Here is a 16,759-nt window from a genome sequence, read left to right on the forward strand (position 1 = left end):
GCGCGCGGTGCGCGTTTATTCCTGCGCGTCGGCGAGAAAGTCGAGCGCGAACGCGCGCAGGTCGTCGTGCACGATCGTGCCTTCGGGCAGGCCGCCCGCGGCGAGGGTCTTGCGGCCCTTGCCGGTCAGCACGAGGTGCACCGGATGACCGAGCGCCGCGCCCGCTTGCAGATCGCGCAGCGAATCGCCGACGGTCGGCGTATGCGTCGGATCGACCTCGAAACGCTCGGTGATCATCTTCAGCATGCCGGGCTTCGGCTTGCGGCATTCGCAGTGATCTTCCGCCGTATGCGGGCAGAAGAACACCGCTTCGATGCGGGCGCCGACCGCGGCCGCCATCCGATGCATCTTCAGATGCATCGCGTTCAACGCGTCCATGTCGAACAGACCGCGGCCGATGCCCGACTGGTTCGTCGCGATCGCGACGCGATAGCCCGCCTGGTTCAGACGTGCGATCGCTTCCAGCGCGCCGGGCAGCGCAACCCATTCGTCCGGCGACTTGATGAACGCGTCGGAGTCGACGTTGATCACGCCGTCGCGGTCGAGGATCACCACTTTCTTGATCGGCATGGCGCGGTGCTCAGGCGGCGAGTCGGGAAATATCGGCGACGCAGTTCATCTGCTGATGCAGCGCGCCGAGCAGAGCCAGACGGTTCGCGCGCAACGCCGGGTCTTCCGCGTTGACCATCACGTCGTTGAAGAACGTGTCGACCGGCTCGCGCAGCGCGGCCAGTGCCGTCAGCGCACCGGTGTAGTCGCGCACGGCCAGTTGCGATTGCACGCGCGGTGTCACCTGTTCGAGCTGCTCGTTGAGCGCCTTCTCCGCTGCTTCGGTGAGCAAGCCGGGATGCACGCCGCCGTTGGTCACGCCTTCCGACTTCTTCAGGATGTTCGAGATCCGCTTGTTGGCCGCCGCCAGCGACGCCGCTTCGGCCAGCGACGCAAATTCGCGCACCGCGTCGAGGCGCGCGACGATGTCGTCGAGCCGCGTCGGGTTCAGCGCGAGCACCGCGTCGATTTCGCCGGCCGCGTAGCCGCGTTCGCGCAGCAGCCCGCGCAGGCGGTCCATGCTGAACTCGTAGATCGCTTCGGTGGAATCGGCGACGTTCGGCATGCCGGCGAATTGTGCATAAGCGATACGCAGCAGATCGACGAAGTCGACGTTCAACTGCTTCTCGATCAGGATGCGCAGCACGCCGAGCGCATGACGGCGCAGCGCGAACGGGTCTTTTTCGCCGGTGGGCTGCAGGCCGATGCCCCAGATGCCGACCAGTGTTTCGAGCTTGTCGGCGAGCGCGACGACGGTGCCGGTCGCGGTGGTTGGCAACGCGTCGCCCGAGAAGCGCGGCTGGTAGTGTTCCGAGCATGCGAGCGCGACTTCTTCCGCCTCGCCATCGTGGCGCGCGTAGTACGTGCCCATCGTGCCTTGCAGCTCGGGGAATTCACCGACCATGTCGGTGATCAGGTCGGCCTTCGCGAGGCGCGCGGCGCGGGTCGAGCGCGCGACGTCGGCGCCGGTCATTGCGGCGATAGCGCCGGCCAGCCCTTCGAGCCGCTCCACGCGTTGCAGCGCCGAGCCGAGCTTGTTGTGATAAACGACGTTCGCGAGCAGCGGCACGCGATCCACGAGCGGCTTCTTCATGTCCTGCGTGAAGAAGAACTTCGCGTCGGCGAGACGCGGACGCACCACGCGCTCATTGCCTTCGACGATCTCGACCGGCGTCGCCGTCTCGATGTTCGACACGATCAGGAAGCGCGAGCGCAGCTTGCCGTTCGCATCGGTCAGCGCGAAGTATTTCTGGTTGGTCTGCATCGTCAGGATCAGGCATTCCTGCGGTACCTGCAGGAATTCGTCCTCGAACCGGCACTCATAGACGACCGGCCATTCGACCAGCGACGTCACTTCGTCGAGCAGCGCCTCGGGCATCACGACCTTGTCTTCGCCGGCATGCGCGAGCAGTTGCGAGCGGATCGCTTCCTTGCGCCTGGCGAAGCTCGCGATCACGCGGCCCCGGTGTTCGAGCGTTTCGGCATAGGCCTGCGCGTGCTGGATCTGCACGAAGCCTTCGGACAGGAAGCGGTGGCCGAGGGTGGTGTCGTCGGCGTCGATGCCGAGCGCGCTGATCGGCACGATTTCTTCGCCATGCAGCGCGGTTAGACGATGCACCGGGCGCACGAACTGCACGCTCGACCCGTCCGGGCGCTGATACGTCATCACCTTCGGAATCGGCAGCTTTCCGAGCGTTTCGTCGAGCGCGGCTTGCAGGCCGTCGGCGAGCGTCGCGCCCGGCGCGGCGTAGCGCAGGAAGAACGCTTCGGCTTTACCGTCCTGCGCGCGTTCGAGGTCGTTCACCGTGAAGTCGGGGAAGCCGAGCGCGGCGAGCTTCTTCGCGAGCGGCGCGGTGGGCTGGCCGTCTTTATCGAGCGCGACGGAAACCGGCAGCACTTTTTCGCGCACGTGTTTTTCCGGCGCGACCGCGCGCACGTTGTGAATCGTCACCGCCAGACGGCGCGGCGTGGCAAAGCGTTCGAACGACGGTTCGCCTTCGATCAGGTCGCGCACCGCGAGGCGCTGCGCAATGCCTTCGGCGAAGGCGTCGCCGAGACGCGCGAGCGCCTTCGGCGGCAGTTCTTCGGTAAGCAGCTCGACGAGCAGGGTAGCGTGTTGAGATTGAGTCATTGGTTGAAGTTCTCGTCAGTCCTGGTCGATCTTGCGTTCGACTTTCAGCGGCGGCGCCCACGCGGGCATCGCGGCGTCCTGCTCGTCGGTGGTGAGGCCGGGCACGCCATGCACCGGATTGCCGAGCATCGGGAAGCCCAGCTTTTCGCGCGAGTCGTAGTAGGCCTGCGCGACCAGACGCGACAGCGCGCGAATCCTGCCGATGTACGCCGCGCGCTCCGTGACCGAAATCGCGCCGCGCGCGTCGAGCAGGTTGAACGTGTGGCCGGCCTTCAGCACGAGTTCATAGGCGGGCAGCGCGATCTGCGCATCGATCATGCGCTTCGCTTCCGCTTCGTAGCTGTTGAAGAACGTGAACAGCAGATCGACATTCGCGTGCTCGAAGTTGTAGGTGGACTGCTCGACCTCGTTCTGGTGATACACGTCGCCGTAGGTCAGGCGGCGCAGTTCGGGGCCGTTCGGGCCTTGCTCTTCCCACTCGGTCCAGACGAGGTCGTAGACGTTCTCGACCTTCTGCAGATACATCGCGAGGCGTTCGAGACCGTAGGTGATTTCGCCGAGCACCGGCTTGCAGTCGAGACCGCCGACCTGCTGGAAGTACGTGAACTGCGTCACTTCCATGCCGTTCAGCCACACTTCCCAGCCGAGACCCCACGCGCCGAGCGTCGGATTTTCCCAGTCGTCCTCGACGAAACGCACGTCGTTCTGCTTCAGGTCGAAGCCGAGCGCTTCGAGCGAGCCGAGGTACAGGTCGAGAATGTTTTCCGGCGCGGGCTTGAGCACCACCTGGTACTGGTAGTAGTGCTGCAGACGGTTCGGGTTCTCGCCGTAGCGGCCGTCTTTCGGGCGGCGCGACGGTTGCACGTAGGCTGCGCGCCACGGCTCGGGGCCGATCGCGCGCAGAAACGTATGGACGTGGGAGGTGCCCGCGCCGACTTCCATGTCGATCGGCTGGAGCAACGCGCAGCCCTGCTTGTCCCAGTAGGACTGCAAGGTCAGGATGATTTGCTGAAACGTGAGCATGAAGTGCCTTTCGGGCATGGGGGGCCGTGCCGCGTGCGCCTAAGCGCGCGAGCGGGCCGTGGAGCAAAGTGCTAAACCCGAGATTTTAACGGAAAGGAAGGGGGGCGGCCCGTTTTACGAGGGGGGACGGGCCGCGATGCGGCTTTTGGGCGACAGGCGGCGTGGCAAGGGTCCTCGCGCACTCAGCAAGCCGCCAGCTTCGCCTGCGGCGAGAACGAATCGCTTTGCGCGATCGGCCAGTACTTCTCGAACAGCGTATAGCGAAAGTTGCCGTTCAGCAGATCGTTCGGTTCGAGATACTTGAGCAGCTCCGACATCAACCGCACCTCATGCGACGACACGCGCCGCACGATGTGATGTGCGCGCAGCTCCGTCGGATGCCGCAGCCCGGCGGCCTGGATGATTTCCTGCAACGCATGTAGCGTGTTGTGGTGGAAGTTGAACACGCGATCGGCTTTGTCCGGCACCACCAACGCGCGCTGGCGCACCGGGTCCTGGGTCGCGACGCCGGTCGGGCAGCGGCCGGTATGGCAGGTCTGCGCCTGGATGCAGCCGACCGCGAACATGAAGCCGCGCGCCGCGTTGACCCAGTCGGCGCCGATCGCGAGCGTCTTCGCGATATCGAACGCGGTGATCATCTTGCCGCTCGCGCCGATGCGGATGCGCTGCCGCAGGCCGATGCCGACCAGCGTGTTGTGCACGAGCAGCAGCCCTTCCTGCAACGGCACGCCGACGTGATCGGTGAATTCGAGCGGCGCCGCGCCGGTGCCGCCTTCCGCGCCATCGACGACGATGAAGTCCGGCAGGATGCCCGTTTCCAGCATCGCCTTCGCGATCCCGAAGAATTCCCACGGATGCCCGATGCACAGCTTGAAGCCGGTCGGCTTGCCGCCCGACAGCGTGCGCAGCCGCTCGACGAATTCGAGCAGCTCGCGCGGCGTCGAGAACTCGGAGTGCGTCGCCGGTGAGATGCAGTCGCGGCCCATCGGCACGCCGCGCGTCTCGGCGATTTCGGGCGTGATCTTCGCGGCCGGCAACACGCCGCCGTGACCCGGCTTCGCGCCTTGCGACAGCTTCACCTCGATCATCTTCACCTGCGGCTCGGCGGCCTGCTTCGCGAATTTTTCGGCGTTGAAGGTGCCATCGTCGTTACGACACCCAAAATAACCGGATGCGATTTCCCAGATGATGTCGCCGCCATGTTCGCGGTGATATTTCGACATCGAGCCTTCGCCGGTGTCGTGCGCGAAGTTGCCTTTCTTCGCGCCGAGGTTCAGCGCCATGATCGCGTTGGCCGACAATGAGCCGAAGCTCATCGCCGATACGTTGAAGATCGACATCGAATACGGCTGCGCGCGATCGGGGCCGACGACGATGCGAAAGTCGTGACCATCGAGCCTGGTCGGCGCTAGCGAGTGGCTGATCCATTCGTGCGCGATCGCCTTCACGTCGAGTTCGGTGCCGTACGGGCGGCTATCCACATCGTTCTTCGCGCGCTGGTAGACGATGCTGCGTTGCGCGCGCGAGAACGGCTTTTCGTCGGTATCGTCTTCGACGAAATACTGGCGGATCTCCGGCCGGATGAATTCGAAAATGAAGCGCAGGTGGCCCCACAGCGGGTAGTTGCGGAGGATCGCGTGGCGCTGTTGCGTCAGGTCGAACACGCCGAGCGCGACGAGTGCGGCCGGCACGATGATCCAGAACCACGACAGGCGATGCGTCGTGGCGAGCGCGGCACATACCGCGGCGAGCGCGATTGCGCACCACATGGCCAGATAGCGTCGAGAAAACATGGGGACTCCAGTGCAGTGAAGATCGTTGCGGCGGGATCGTCCGCGCGAGGGGCGCGGGCGGTACCCGTCGCGAAGGAAAACTGGCGGCTGCGGGTCACGGCGCGGCGTGGACGGTCGAAGCCCGAAGATGAGGCCTGCGAATGGAAGCCAGGCGTCGCACGCGAAGGTGAAGCGTGTGTGACTGCGCCACGCGGTGAAAACAAGGTGCACGGCGGGCGCGTGTCGGAGCGGTGCGACCCGCCGCGCGCGCCGTTACGCATCGCTCAACGCGCGCCGAGCAGCGCCGCTTTTTGCCGCGGGGTTTGCGGCTCGTCCTGCGATGCGCGTTGCGGCTGCTTCGGCTTATGCGCCTGCTTGCGACGCTGCGCGCGAGTTTGCATCGGCGTCTGATCCGGCGGCAGCTCGGCCGGTTGCCCCGTCATCGCGCGTTCGATGATGCCGCCGCCGAGGCACACGTCGCCGTCGTACAGCACCGCCGATTGTCCCGGCGTGACGGCCCATTGCGCGGCGTCGAAGGTCAGCTCGAACAGGCCTTCGCCCGAACCGCCTGCCGCCGCGGCGTTGAACGTGCACGCCGCGTCGGCCTGCCGGTAGCGCGTCTTCGCGCCGCACGCGAAGCCGTCGGCAGGCGGCTCGCCCGCGACCCAGCTCGTGTTGCCCGCCGATAGCTTATGGCACAGCAGCCACGGATGATCGTGCCCCTGCGCGACGTACAGCGTATTGCTCGGAATATCCTTGCCCGCGGCGAACCACGGCTCGCCGCTGCCGTCCTTGCTGCCACCGAGACCGATGCCCTTGCGCTGGCCGAACGTGTAGAACGCGAGGCCGATGTGCTCGCCGACGGTCTTGCCGTCGGTAGTCTTCATTGGCCCCGGCCTGGTCGGCAGATAGCGGTTCAGGAAGTCGCGGAACGGCCGCTCGCCGATGAAGCAGATGCCGGTCGAATCTTTCTTTTTCGCATTCGGCAAGCCGATCTGCGCGGCGATCTCGCGCACTTTGGTCTTGGGAATTTCGCCGAGCGGGAACAGCGTCTTCGACAACTGCGCCTGGTTCAGCCGATGCAGGAAGTACGACTGGTCCTTCGTATGATCGAGCGCCTTCAGCAACTCGAAGCGGCCGTCGCGCTCGTGGTTCTGGCGCACGCGCGCATAGTGGCCGGTCGCGATGGTTTCCGCGCCGAGCGACATCGCGTGATCGAGAAAGGCCTTGAACTTGATTTCGGCGTTGCACAGCACGTCCGGGTTCGGCGTGCGGCCGGCCGAATATTCGCGCAGGAACTCGGCGAACACGCGGTCTTTATATTCGGCCGCGAAGTTGACCGCCTCGACGTCGATGCCGATCAGGTCCGCCACCGATACCGCGTCGATCCAGTCCTGGCGCGTCGAGCAGTATTCGCTGTCGTCGTCGTCTTCCCAGTTCTTCATGAACAGGCCGACCACGTCGTAGCCCTGTTCCTTCAGCAGCCACGCGGTAACCGACGAATCGACGCCGCCCGACATGCCTACTACGACTTTACGCTTGCTCATAAGGTACTCACTGGGTGCTGCATGACTGCATGGATCTTGTGGGGGGCCGCTCGTGACGGCCTTATCGCTTCGGCCCGACCGAATGGGTATGGACGAAGTCGAGCGGGAAACGCCGGCCGGCCAGGTAATCGTCGATGCACCGCATCACGAGCGGGGTGCGATGCCGCTCGGGGCATTCGCGCAACTCATCGGCGCTCATCCACAGCGTGCGGACGATGTCGGGATCGAGCGAACTCGCCGGGTCCGGCTCGCCGCCCGCGCCGCAATAGGTGAAACGCAGGTACGTGGTGCCCGCCCGGTCCGGCCGCTCGAAGTGGGTCATGTACATGCCGACGAGCGCCTCGGGCGCAAACGGATGGGCGGTTTCCTCGAACGTTTCGCGGACCACCGCTTCCAGCAGCGTTTCGCCCGCCTCGAGATGGCCGGCGGGCTGGTTCAGGCGCAGGCCGGCGGCGGTGTGTTCCTCGACCAGCAGGAAGCGCCCGTCACGCTCGACGATCGCCGCGACGGTCACGTGCGGCAGCCAGGTTTCCGGTTTCATGGGTGCGCATTTTACCGGTTATGCGCGCCGGCTGCCGGGCGCCGCACCGACCCCTGCCGGGCAATCGCCGGCGTAAGCTGACCGCCGGTTCGCGGCGGGTTCGCAGCACGTTCGCGACCGATTCGCAACAGTTTCGCGGTCTGCCGCGCATTCGCATCGACCCCGATTTTGGCCGCGTGACGGTTTCGGTTAAAGTGGGGCCTGCGTTAGCCGTTGCATGTGCAAGCCGGCGAGCCTCGTCGGCAGATCTGTCGTCAAACAGGAAGTCGAGGAGGAACAACGATGCACATCGGAGTGCCAGCTGAGACGCGCGCGCATGAAACCCGCGTTGCCGCGACGCCCGAAACGGTCAAGAAATACGTGGCTCAAGGCCACCGGGTCACGCTTCAAAGCGGCGCCGGCGCCGGCGCGAGCTTTCCCGATGACGCCTATACGGCAGTGGGCGCTGAAATCGTCGATGCCGCCACCGCGTTCGGCGCCGATCTCGTCCTCAAAGTCCAATCCCCCACCGATTCCGAACTACCGCTGCTCAAGCGCGGCGCGACGCTCGTCGGCATGCTCGACCCGTTCAACGCCGAGAACGCGGGCAAACTCGCCGCGGCCGGCGTCACCGCGTTCGCGCTCGAAGCCGCGCCGCGCACCACGCGCGCGCAGAGCCTCGACGTGCTGTCGTCGCAGGCGAATATCGCCGGCTACAAGGCGGTGCTGCTCGCGGCGACGCTGTATCCGCGCTTCATGCCGATGCTGATGACCGCGGCCGGCACCGTGAAGGCCGCGCGCGTGCTGATTCTCGGCGCGGGCGTGGCCGGCCTGCAGGCGATCGCGACCGCGAAGCGCCTTGGCGCGGTGATCGAAGCTTCCGACGTGCGCCCGGCCGTCAAGGAGCAGATCGAATCCCTCGGCGCCAAGTTTCTCGACGTGCCCTACGAAACCGACGAGGAGCGCGAGGCCGCACAGGGTGTCGGCGGCTATGCGAGGCCGATGCCGCCGTCGTGGCTCGCGCGCCAGTCGGCTTTGGTCCACGAGCGCGCGAAGCAGGCCGACGTGGTGATCTCCACCGCGCTGATTCCGGGCCGCCCCGCGCCGACGCTGCTGTCGGTCGAAACCGTGCAGGCGATGAAGCCGGGCTCGGTGCTCGTCGACCTCGCGGCCGGCCGCGGCCCCGAAGTCGACGGCCGGCGCGGCGGCAATTGTCCGCTGACCGAGACGGACCAGGTGGTGGTGCGCTATGGCGTGCAGATCGTCGGCTATACGAATCTCGCCGCGATGGTGCCCGCCGACGCATCGTCGCTATACGCGCGCAACCTGCTCGACTTCCTGAAGCTGATCGTCACGAAGGAAGGCCTGCTTAACATCGATCTCGCGGACGATATCGTCGCGGCCACACTGCTGGCCCGCGATGGCCAGGTCACACGCAAAGCATAGGGAGACCGAAGATGGAAGTCCTCAATCACACGGTGATCAACCTGATCATCTTCGTGCTGGCGATCTACGTCGGCTACCACGTGGTCTGGAACGTCACGCCCGCGCTGCATACGCCGCTGATGGCGGTGACCAACGCGATCTCGGCGATCGTGATCGTCGGCGCGATGCTCGCGGCGGGTCTCACGGTGGGCAGTGCGGGCAAGTTCTTCGGCACGATCGCGGTGGCGCTCGCGGCCGTCAACGTGTTCGGCGGCTTTCTCGTCACGCGGCGAATGCTGGAGATGTTCAAGAAAAAAGAGCCTAAGAAGCTGGAATCCAAACACCAGGCTGGTGGCAGGGAGGGTGCGTAAATGAGCCTGAACGTCGTCACATTGCTGTATCTGGTCGCGTCGGTCTGCTTCATCCAGGCGCTCAAGGGGCTGTCGAATCCGAAGAGCGCGCGCGCTGGCAATACCTTCGGCATGGTCGGCATGGCGATCGCGATTCTGACCACTATCGCGCTGATCTCGCGGCAGGCCGAAGTACTCGGCTCCAATCTCGGTCTCGGGCTCGGCCTGCTGCTGTTCGGGCTCGTGATCGGCGGCGCGATCGGCGCGTTCGTCGCCGCGCGCGTCGAGATGACCAAGATGCCCGAGCTGGTCGCGGCGATGCACTCGCTGATCGGTCTCGCGGCCGTGTGCATCGCGTACGGGGTCGTGTCGGAGCCGGCCGCGTTCGGGCTCGTCGATCCCGAGGTGCCGATCGAGGGCTTCCTGCCGTACGGCAACCGCATCGAGCTGTTCATCGGCACGTTCGTCGGCGCGATTACGTTTAGCGGCTCGGTGATCGCGTTCGGCAAGCTGTCGGGCAAGTACAAGTTCCGGCTGTTTCAGGGCGCGCCGGTCGTCTACGGCGGCCAGCACCTGATCAACCTGATGCTCGCGCTCGCGATGCTCGGCTTCGGCGTGCTGTTCTTCCTCACGCAGTCGTGGCTGCCGTTCATCATCATGACGATCATCGCGTTCGTGCTCGGCGTGCTGATCATCATTCCGATCGGCGGCGCGGACATGCCGGTGGTGGTGTCGATGCTGAACTCGTACTCGGGCTGGGCGGCGGCGGGCATCGGCTTTTCGCTGAACAATCCGATGCTGATCATCGCCGGCTCGCTGGTCGGGTCGTCGGGTGCGATCCTGTCGTACATCATGTGCCGGGCGATGAACCGCTCGTTCTTCAACGTGATCCTCGGCGGCTTCGGCAACGAGCCGGGCGCGGCCGCGGGTGGAGCAGCGGAGCAGCGGCCGGTGAAATCGGGTTCGGCCGATGATGCGTCGTTCATGATGGGCAATGCCGAGACCGTCGTGATCGTGCCGGGCTACGGGCTCGCCGTGGCGCGCGCGCAGCATGCGCTCAAGGAGCTGACTGACAAGCTGGTCGAGAAGGGCATCGAGGTGAAGTATGCGATTCACCCGGTGGCCGGCCGCATGCCGGGTCACATGAACGTGCTGCTCGCCGAAGCTGAAGTGCCGTACGACATGGTCTACGAGATGGACGATATCAACGGCGAATTCGGCCAGGTCGACGTGGTGCTCGTGCTCGGCGCGAACGACGTGGTGAATCCGGCCGCGAAGAACGATCCGAAGTCGCCGATCGCGGGCATGCCGATCATCGAGGCGTACAAGGCGCGCACCGTGATCGTCAACAAGCGCTCGATGGCGGCGGGCTACGCCGGGCTCGACAACGATCTGTTCTACATGGACAAGACGATGATGGTGTTCGGCGACGCGAAGAAGGTGATCGAGGATATGGTGAAGGCGGTCGACTAGATCGTCTGTGGTGAGCAGCCGTCAGGATCGCGGTGCATCGCCGCGATCCTTTTCATCTGTTCGGCCTCGCGTTCACATGCCGCAGCAAATCCGCGAGCCGCCTGCCTTCCTGATCCGGATACGTCTCGAGCACTGTCAGATCGCGCATCTTCTCCAGCCCGAAGTTGCGGAAATCACTGCGCAGCTCGCACCATGCGCCGAGTGTCCAGCGCGCGCCCCAGTACGCGAGCGCGAGCGGCCAGACGCGGCGCTCGGTGTCGGCGCCGTTCGCGTCGGTGTACGCGAAGCGCACCACCTGGCGCGTATCGATCGCGCGATGCAGCGTGTCGAGCTGTGTCGAAAAATCTCCCTTGATGTGAAACGACGGCGCGAAGATCGCGAGCCGTTCGAGCGCTGCGCGCTTGTCGGCGGGCATCGCCGATGCAATCTTGGCTAGCGCGCCGCGCGCGCCGCTCGCAAAGCCCGCGCCGCCCCACGATTCGAGCATGCGCGCGCCGGCGGCTAACGCGGCGAGTTCGTCGGCGGTGAAGGTGAGCGGCGGCAGACTCGCCGAGCGCGACAGCCGATAACCGATGCCTGCTTCGCCTTCGATCGGCACGCCCGACAATTGCAGATCGCGCACGTCGCGATAGACCGTGCGCAGCGAGATGTTCAGCCAGTCGGCCAGTTGCTGTGCGGTGGTCAGTCGCCGGCCGCGCAGCAGCTCGGCGATCTGGAACAGGCGGTCGGCGCGGCGCGTCATCGTGGGCGTCGGGTAGAGGAGGAGGGGGACGGTCCCGCGATGATAGCGCCGCATGGCGGCCTTCGGTTGGGGCGCGGTGGCTGCGGATGCGCTTAGCCGTTGGTGCGCGAATGCAGCCCGAGGCGGTTGCCTTCGGTATCGGTGAAGAACGCGATATAGCCGATGTCCTGCGGCAGCTTGATCACCGGGCCGTCGGTCTTGCCGCCCGCCCGTTCGATGCGCTCGAGCGCGGCGTCGACGGTGGGCTGCGCGTTCAGGTAGACGGTGACGCCGTCGGCGGCCGGCGTCATCGACGGACTATGGACGATCGCGCCCCCGGTCGCGGGCTCCTCGTAGCTGAACACGGCAATCGGCTGGCCGCCGATCTCCTGGCGATTCAGCGGGGCGTCGAGCGCGGCTTCGTAGAAGCGCACCGCGCGATCGAAATCGACGGACGGGATTTCAAACCAGGCAACCACTTTGGGCAATGCGGACATGACACTCTCCTTCGATTGGCAGTAGGCCGTTCAAGCGCCGGATGGCGTGAGAAGGAGTGTGCGGGGGTGCTGCTGACAGCGTGGTGGCAGTAGGGTGGGGAACGGGTAGCCTGCTCTTCGAGCGCGCGTTTTCGAAGGAAGGCAAACAGCGTGACATGGCGCAATAAAAAACCGCGGCACGAGGTCCGCGGTTTCGATGTCGACTTGCCCGACCGACGCAGCTTCAACCCGCCTGCGTATCGCCCTGCGGACGCTGCCGCACGCTGCCGGCGATCAGGTCGAAGCGGAACAGCCGGCATTCGAGTGCGCCATTGAAGAGCGGCGTCTTCGTCGATTCGCGCAGCCGCAGTTGCCCCGGCAGCTTGCGATCCGACGTCAGGATGAACGCGTGCCATCCGGCAAAGCGCTGCTTCAACGCATTGCCGAGCAACTGGAAAAACTCGCTGTCCGGCGCTTCTTCCTGAATGCGGCGGAAGCCGTCGTCGTCGCGATTGCCGCGGCCTTCGCGAAGCTCGCCGCGCGCATTGCGGCCGCGCACTTCGATCCGCTCGCCATACGGCGGATTCGCGACGAGGATGCCCGGCGCCGAGGTAGGCGGCGTCATGTCGCGCGCGTCGAGCTGCTTGAGCGCAATGGCCGGCAAGCCGGCGCGCTCGAAGTTCGCGCGCGCTTTTTCGAGCATGTCTCCGGAGATGTCGCTGCCGAAGATCTGCAGATCCGCGCCGCGCGAGCCGCGCGCCGCGTTTTTCGCTTCGAGCGCGGCGCCCCGCAGCGTTTGCCAGGTCCGCGTATCGAACTGTATGAGCTTTTCGAAGCCGAAGCGCCGTTGCACGCCCGGCGCGATGTCCAGCGCGACCTGCGCCGCTTCCGCGAGGAACGTGCCGCTGCCGCACATCGGATCGTAGAGCGGCGTGCCGGCCTGCCAGCCGGTCAGACGCAGAATGCCCGCCGCAAGGTTCTCGCGCAGCGGCGCCGCGCCCTTGTCGAGACGCCAGCCGCGCTTGAACAGCGGATCGCCGGACGTATCGAGGTACAGCGTGCAGTCGGTCGCGGTCAGGAACGCGAACACGCGCACGTCGGGCATCGCGGTATCGATGCTCGGTCGCGCGCCGCTTTTTTCGCGCAGACGATCGCAGATCGCGTCCTTCACGCGCAGCGTGGTGAACTCGAGACTGCGTAGCGGCGACTTGATCGCGGTGACGTCGACGCGCAGCGTCTCGTGCGCGGAGAACCACTGCTCCCAGCGCTGCTCGAGCGCGAGCGCGTAGATGTCCTGCTCGCCGCGATAGGGCCGCTGCGCGATTTTCAGCAGCACGCGGCTCGCGAGACGCGAGTGCAGATTGGCCGCCATGCCGGCGGCCCAGCCGCCGCGGAAATGCACGCCGCCCGGCACCTGGGCGCCGGCCGTGAACGGGGCGCCGTTCAGATGTTTGGCGGCAATTTCGGCGAGTTCGGCCGCGAGCGGAGCTTCGAGCCCGCGCGGGCAAGGAAGGAAGAAATCGAAGGACATTGAGGTTGCCGCAAGGCGTTGGATAAGGCGCTATTGTACGCGGTCGGGCTCGGCGGGCCGGCGCGATTGGCGCGCCGGGCCGTCGTTTGCGTCGCTTGTCGTTGCGTGATCTCGCCTCGCGTACCGCCCGACCCGGCGATGCCCGCAGGCATGCGCACGCCGTTGAGCTGGTTGCGCCGCCGGGCCTGTCAGGCGCCGGCTTCCGCAGCCGTTCCCGCCGAAGGGCAGGGCGGCACGACCGGCGCCGCGGCCGGCCTGGACGAAGACGAAGTCCGGCCCGTCGTGCTCGTGGTAGTGGCGGCCGCTGCCGCCATCGCGCGCACGCCCGTCGCGATCTGCGTCGACACTTGCGCGAGCGCGCGCCGATGTCCGTCGACGAGCGCGTCGTACCCGCCTCCGACCGTCTCGCTGACCACGCTGCGACACGTCATCACCGCATTGCTGCGCACGGCCCGCACGCTCCACACCGCATCGATCAACGCATGCGAGCCGGGCCACGACTCAAAGCGCTGCACGTTCATCGCGATCCGGTAGACGGCCGCGTCATCGGGGTGCGCGGTGCCGAACGTATCGATGGTGCCGAGCTGCTGCGTCAGATTCGTCGACAGCGCGCGGCGGATCTCATCGCCGGGCAGCGAGGCCCAGCGTTCCTGTTCGAGCAGCTGCACCTGAGTCGGCCCGGTCTGCACGACCAGCTGGTTTCTCGCCACCTGCGGCGGCACGTTGACCGGCGCGACTTCGATCAGCCACGCGGGCGCGGCGCCCGTGCGCGCGGCGGCGCCCGCGCTATCCGCGCCGCCCAGCGTATAGAAACGGCTCGACGGCGACGAGCACGCCGCGATCGCGAGCGCCGCGGCCAGGGCGGCGCCATACACGACGCCGCGTACGGCACCGCGCACGAGCGCGCGCCGCGGACGGGGGAGCCGGGCAAACATCATGGTTTGTCTCCTGATTTACCGCGCAACAACGATTCGGGATGACGCTCGAGGTAATCCGACAGCGCATTCAGCGACTGCAAGGTGCGCGTCAGTTCCTGCAACGCCTGATGAACGTCGGACTGCATCGGCGAATCCTGCTGCAAGGTTGCCTGGGCCGAATTGAAGGTCTGCTTCGCGGCGCTCAGCGTGTCGCGCGCCTGCGGCACGACTTCCTTGTCGAGACGCGAGAACAGCTGGTCGGCATTCTTCAGCGCGGTGTTCAGGTTCGCGCCGATCTGGTCGAACGGCACCTTGTCGAGCTTCTTCGCGATGTCGGCGACCTGCAGCTGCAATTCGTCGAGCGTGTTCGGAATGGTCGGCAGCTCGAGCGGGTCCTTCGTCACGTCGACCTTGGCCGGCGCCGCTTTCGGGAAGATATCGAGCGCCACATACAGCTGGCTCGTGATCAGGTTGCCGGTGCGCAACTGGCCGCGCAGGCCGTGCTTGACGAGCTCCTGCAGCATGTTCTCGCCGGCGAGCGTGCCCGGCTGCGGCGCGCTCTCGCGGAAGCGCTTGCCGAGTCGGTCCGGGTACAGGTTCATCGTGACCGGCATCGTGAAGCTCTGCGTATTCGGATCGTAGTCGATGCCGATATTGGTCACCTGGCCGAGCACGATGCCGCGGAAGTCAACCGGCGCGCCGATCGACAGCCCGCGCAGCGACTGGTTGAAGTTCATCACGACACGCAACGGGACGCCGTCCGGTTCCCGCATCGCGTCCGCTTCGTCCGATGCGAGGCGGAACGTCTGGTTGTTCGGCGCCTGCGGGCCCATGTTCTGGCCGGTCGGTGACTGGAACGACAGACCGCCGACGATCACCGTCGCGAGCGACTGCGTGTTCAGCCTGAAGCCGCTCGAATCGAGCCGCAGATCGACGCCGCTGGCATGCCACCAGCGCGTGTTGGTGCCGACGTACTGGTCGAACGGCGCCGACACGAACACTTGCATCGTCACGCCGGTGCCGCTCTTGTCGAGCGAGAAGCCGACCACCTGGCCGACCTGCACGCGCCGGTAGAAGATCGGCGAGCCGATGTCGATCGAGCCGAGCGACTCGCCGTGCAGCGTGTACTGACGGCCTTTCTGGTCGCCGGTGATGGGCGGCGGCGTTTCGAGGCCGACGAAGTTGCTCTCGCTGTCGCTCGAGCGGCCCGCGTCGGCGCCGATATACGCGCCCGACAGCAGCGTGGTCAGGCCCGATACGCCGCTCGCGCCGACGCGCGGACGCACCACCCAGAAGCGCGAGTCCTTGACCGCGAACTTGCCGCCTTCCTTAGTGAGCTGCACCTGCACGAGCACGTGCGACAGATTCGGTGCCAGCGTGATGGTCTTCACTGAACCGATGGCGACGTCCTTGTACTTGACCTGGGTCTTGCCCGGCTCGAGTCCTTCCGCGCTGATGAAGCTGATCGTGATCACGGGCCCGCGCTCGGTCACCGACCTGACCACGAGTGCGATGCCGATCAGCGCGGCGATCAGCGGAATCACCCAGACGAGCGACGGCAGCCAGCGGCTGCGTGGTTCGATGTCGGGGTCGGGCAGTTGGGGCGGCAGTGTTGGTCCGTTCGAATCGCTGCGCGGCGCGTCACCTGGAGCGGGCGTCGGTCCTTGCGGGCTAGTCATGGTCGAGATCCTGAGGTGTTGGGGTACTGCTTTCCACGGGGTCCCAGATAAGGCGTGGATCGAATTGCATGGAGGCGAGCATCGTCAGGATCACGACCGAGCCGAACGCGATCGCGCCGGGCTCGGCCGTGATCACGGCCAGCGATTTGAAACGCACGAGCGCCACGGTCAGCGTGACGACGAACACGTCGAGCATCGACCAGCGGCCGATGCGCTCGACCATCCGGTACAGCGTCGTGCGCTGTTGCGGACGCCAGCGCGAGCGGCGCTGCGCGGTGATGGTCAGCAGCACGAGCACCGAGAGCTTCAGCATCGGCACCATGATGCTGGCGATGAACACGATCACCGCGAGCGGCCAGTCGCCCGAGGTCCAGAAATAGACGACGCCGCTCATGATGGTGTCGTCCTCGGAGCCGAGCAGCGATGACGTGTGCATCACCGGCAGCAGATTCGCCGGAATATACAGCAGCGCCGCGGCGATCAGCAGCGCCCACGTGCGCATCAGGCTGTCGGGGTTGCGCGAGTGCAGATGCGCGCCACAGCGGCTGCAGTGCTGCGGCGTGATCGAGCGGATGCGCGGTTCGACGCGCCCGCACGAGTGACAGGACACCAGGCCCGCGCGTTTCGCGGTGAGGTAGTTCATCG

At 66.1% G+C, this 16,759-nt stretch carries 15 protein-coding genes; 3 read left to right on the forward strand and 12 right to left on the reverse strand.

Annotated elements, in window-relative coordinates; all coding sequences use genetic code 11:
• Positions 1-15 precede the first annotated feature (15 nt).
• The 6 genes from gmhB to AB3X96_RS03205 form a co-directional block, all read right to left on the reverse strand.
• Complete coding sequence (gene gmhB / locus AB3X96_RS03180) at positions 16-570, reverse strand: D-glycero-beta-D-manno-heptose 1,7-bisphosphate 7-phosphatase (protein ID WP_368588546.1); 555 nt, start codon at positions 568-570, stop codon at positions 16-18.
• 10 nt (positions 571-580) lie between these two features.
• A complete protein-coding gene (glyS, locus tag AB3X96_RS03185) occupies positions 581-2,680 on the reverse strand; it encodes a glycine--tRNA ligase subunit beta (RefSeq protein ID WP_368588547.1) in 2,100 nt (699 codons plus the stop codon).
• A 15-nt stretch (positions 2,681-2,695) separates the two neighbouring features.
• Positions 2,696-3,703 carry a glycine--tRNA ligase subunit alpha gene (gene glyQ / locus AB3X96_RS03190; RefSeq protein ID WP_013088411.1) on the reverse strand — a complete coding sequence of 336 codons (1,008 nt, stop codon included), beginning with the start codon at positions 3,701-3,703 and terminating at the stop codon, positions 2,696-2,698.
• Between the two features lie 182 nt (positions 3,704-3,885).
• Entirely contained in the window at positions 3,886-5,496 is a 1,611-nt protein-coding gene (locus AB3X96_RS03195; protein ID WP_368588548.1) for an FMN-binding glutamate synthase family protein, read from the reverse strand.
• 263 nt (positions 5,497-5,759) lie between these two features.
• Positions 5,760-7,022, reverse strand: coding sequence for a tRNA 2-thiouridine(34) synthase MnmA (gene mnmA / locus AB3X96_RS03200; protein WP_368588549.1), 1,263 nt, complete (start codon positions 7,020-7,022; stop codon positions 5,760-5,762).
• Between the two features lie 61 nt (positions 7,023-7,083).
• Positions 7,084-7,563 carry an NUDIX hydrolase gene (locus AB3X96_RS03205; protein WP_176367915.1) on the reverse strand — a complete coding sequence of 160 codons (480 nt, stop codon included), beginning with the start codon at positions 7,561-7,563 and terminating at the stop codon, positions 7,084-7,086.
• A gap of 282 nt (positions 7,564-7,845) precedes the next feature.
• Between AB3X96_RS03205 and AB3X96_RS03210 the strand changes: the two genes are divergently transcribed.
• The 3 genes from AB3X96_RS03210 to AB3X96_RS03220 are packed head-to-tail and all read left to right on the forward strand — an operon-like array spanning position 7,846 to position 10,790.
• Positions 7,846-8,988 carry a Re/Si-specific NAD(P)(+) transhydrogenase subunit alpha gene (locus tag AB3X96_RS03210; protein WP_368588550.1) on the forward strand — a complete coding sequence of 381 codons (1,143 nt, stop codon included), beginning with the start codon at positions 7,846-7,848 and terminating at the stop codon, positions 8,986-8,988.
• 11 nt (positions 8,989-8,999) lie between these two features.
• Positions 9,000-9,338 (forward strand): NAD(P) transhydrogenase subunit alpha, encoded by a 339-nt coding sequence (locus AB3X96_RS03215; RefSeq protein WP_176109536.1) that lies wholly within the window; start codon positions 9,000-9,002, stop codon positions 9,336-9,338.
• Positions 9,339-10,790: an NAD(P)(+) transhydrogenase (Re/Si-specific) subunit beta gene (locus AB3X96_RS03220; protein ID WP_176122459.1), complete on the forward strand. Its 1,452-nt coding sequence runs from the start codon at positions 9,339-9,341 to the stop codon at positions 10,788-10,790.
• 52 nt (positions 10,791-10,842) lie between these two features.
• Here the strand turns inward: AB3X96_RS03220 and AB3X96_RS03225 are convergent, their stop codons facing one another.
• The 6 genes from AB3X96_RS03225 to AB3X96_RS03250 form a co-directional block, all read right to left on the reverse strand.
• Positions 10,843-11,586, reverse strand: a complete 744-nt coding sequence (locus AB3X96_RS03225; RefSeq protein ID WP_368588551.1) for a helix-turn-helix transcriptional regulator — start codon at positions 11,584-11,586, stop codon at positions 10,843-10,845.
• 38 nt (positions 11,587-11,624) lie between these two features.
• Positions 11,625-12,008 carry a VOC family protein gene (locus AB3X96_RS03230; protein ID WP_018431914.1) on the reverse strand — a complete coding sequence of 128 codons (384 nt, stop codon included), beginning with the start codon at positions 12,006-12,008 and terminating at the stop codon, positions 11,625-11,627.
• 223 nt (positions 12,009-12,231) lie between these two features.
• Positions 12,232-13,518 carry a class I SAM-dependent RNA methyltransferase gene (locus AB3X96_RS03235; protein WP_368588552.1) on the reverse strand — a complete coding sequence of 429 codons (1,287 nt, stop codon included), beginning with the start codon at positions 13,516-13,518 and terminating at the stop codon, positions 12,232-12,234.
• A gap of 188 nt (positions 13,519-13,706) precedes the next feature.
• Positions 13,707-14,456: a PqiC family protein gene (locus tag AB3X96_RS03240; RefSeq protein WP_368588553.1), complete on the reverse strand. Its 750-nt coding sequence runs from the start codon at positions 14,454-14,456 to the stop codon at positions 13,707-13,709.
• Positions 14,453-16,114, reverse strand: a complete 1,662-nt coding sequence (locus AB3X96_RS03245; RefSeq protein WP_368588554.1) for an intermembrane transport protein PqiB — start codon at positions 16,112-16,114, stop codon at positions 14,453-14,455. The genes AB3X96_RS03240 and AB3X96_RS03245 overlap by 4 nt, the downstream gene beginning before the upstream one ends.
• The gene (locus tag AB3X96_RS03250) at positions 16,107-16,757 is read right to left on the reverse strand and encodes a paraquat-inducible protein A (RefSeq protein WP_368588555.1); all 651 of its coding nucleotides are present in this window, start codon (positions 16,755-16,757) and stop codon (positions 16,107-16,109) included. The genes AB3X96_RS03245 and AB3X96_RS03250 overlap by 8 nt, the downstream gene beginning before the upstream one ends.
• Positions 16,758-16,759: the final 2 nt, after the last annotated feature.

The sequence above is a fragment of the Paraburkholderia sp. BR13439 genome (assembly GCF_040948805.1).
Classification (GTDB): domain Bacteria; phylum Pseudomonadota; class Gammaproteobacteria; order Burkholderiales; family Burkholderiaceae; genus Paraburkholderia; species Paraburkholderia youngii.

What these genes read in the sequence shown, in the direction of transcription:
- gmhB (WP_368588546.1), bottom strand. Translation starts at nt 570, where the DNA reads ATGCCGATCAAGAAAGTGGTGATCCTCGACCGCGACGGCGTGATCAAC.
- glyS (WP_368588547.1), bottom strand. Translation starts at nt 2,680, where the DNA reads ATGACTCAATCTCAACACGCTACCCTGCTCGTCGAGCTGCTTACCGAA.
- glyQ (WP_013088411.1), bottom strand. Translation starts at nt 3,703, where the DNA reads ATGCTCACGTTTCAGCAAATCATCCTGACCTTGCAGTCCTACTGGGAC.
- AB3X96_RS03195 (WP_368588548.1), bottom strand. Translation starts at nt 5,496, where the DNA reads ATGTTTTCTCGACGCTATCTGGCCATGTGGTGCGCAATCGCGCTCGCC.
- mnmA (WP_368588549.1), bottom strand. Translation starts at nt 7,022, where the DNA reads ATGAGCAAGCGTAAAGTCGTAGTAGGCATGTCGGGCGGCGTCGATTCG.
- AB3X96_RS03205 (WP_176367915.1), bottom strand. Translation starts at nt 7,563, where the DNA reads ATGAAACCGGAAACCTGGCTGCCGCACGTGACCGTCGCGGCGATCGTC.
- AB3X96_RS03210 (WP_368588550.1), top strand. Translation starts at nt 7,846, where the DNA reads ATGCACATCGGAGTGCCAGCTGAGACGCGCGCGCATGAAACCCGCGTT.
- AB3X96_RS03215 (WP_176109536.1), top strand. Translation starts at nt 9,000, where the DNA reads ATGGAAGTCCTCAATCACACGGTGATCAACCTGATCATCTTCGTGCTG.
- AB3X96_RS03220 (WP_176122459.1), top strand. Translation starts at nt 9,339, where the DNA reads ATGAGCCTGAACGTCGTCACATTGCTGTATCTGGTCGCGTCGGTCTGC.
- AB3X96_RS03225 (WP_368588551.1), bottom strand. Translation starts at nt 11,586, where the DNA reads ATGCGGCGCTATCATCGCGGGACCGTCCCCCTCCTCCTCTACCCGACG.
- AB3X96_RS03230 (WP_018431914.1), bottom strand. Translation starts at nt 12,008, where the DNA reads ATGTCCGCATTGCCCAAAGTGGTTGCCTGGTTTGAAATCCCGTCCGTC.
- AB3X96_RS03235 (WP_368588552.1), bottom strand. Translation starts at nt 13,518, where the DNA reads ATGTCCTTCGATTTCTTCCTTCCTTGCCCGCGCGGGCTCGAAGCTCCG.
- AB3X96_RS03240 (WP_368588553.1), bottom strand. Translation starts at nt 14,456, where the DNA reads ATGATGTTTGCCCGGCTCCCCCGTCCGCGGCGCGCGCTCGTGCGCGGT.
- AB3X96_RS03245 (WP_368588554.1), bottom strand. Translation starts at nt 16,114, where the DNA reads ATGACTAGCCCGCAAGGACCGACGCCCGCTCCAGGTGACGCGCCGCGC.
- AB3X96_RS03250 (WP_368588555.1), bottom strand. Translation starts at nt 16,757, where the DNA reads ATGAACTACCTCACCGCGAAACGCGCGGGCCTGGTGTCCTGTCACTCG.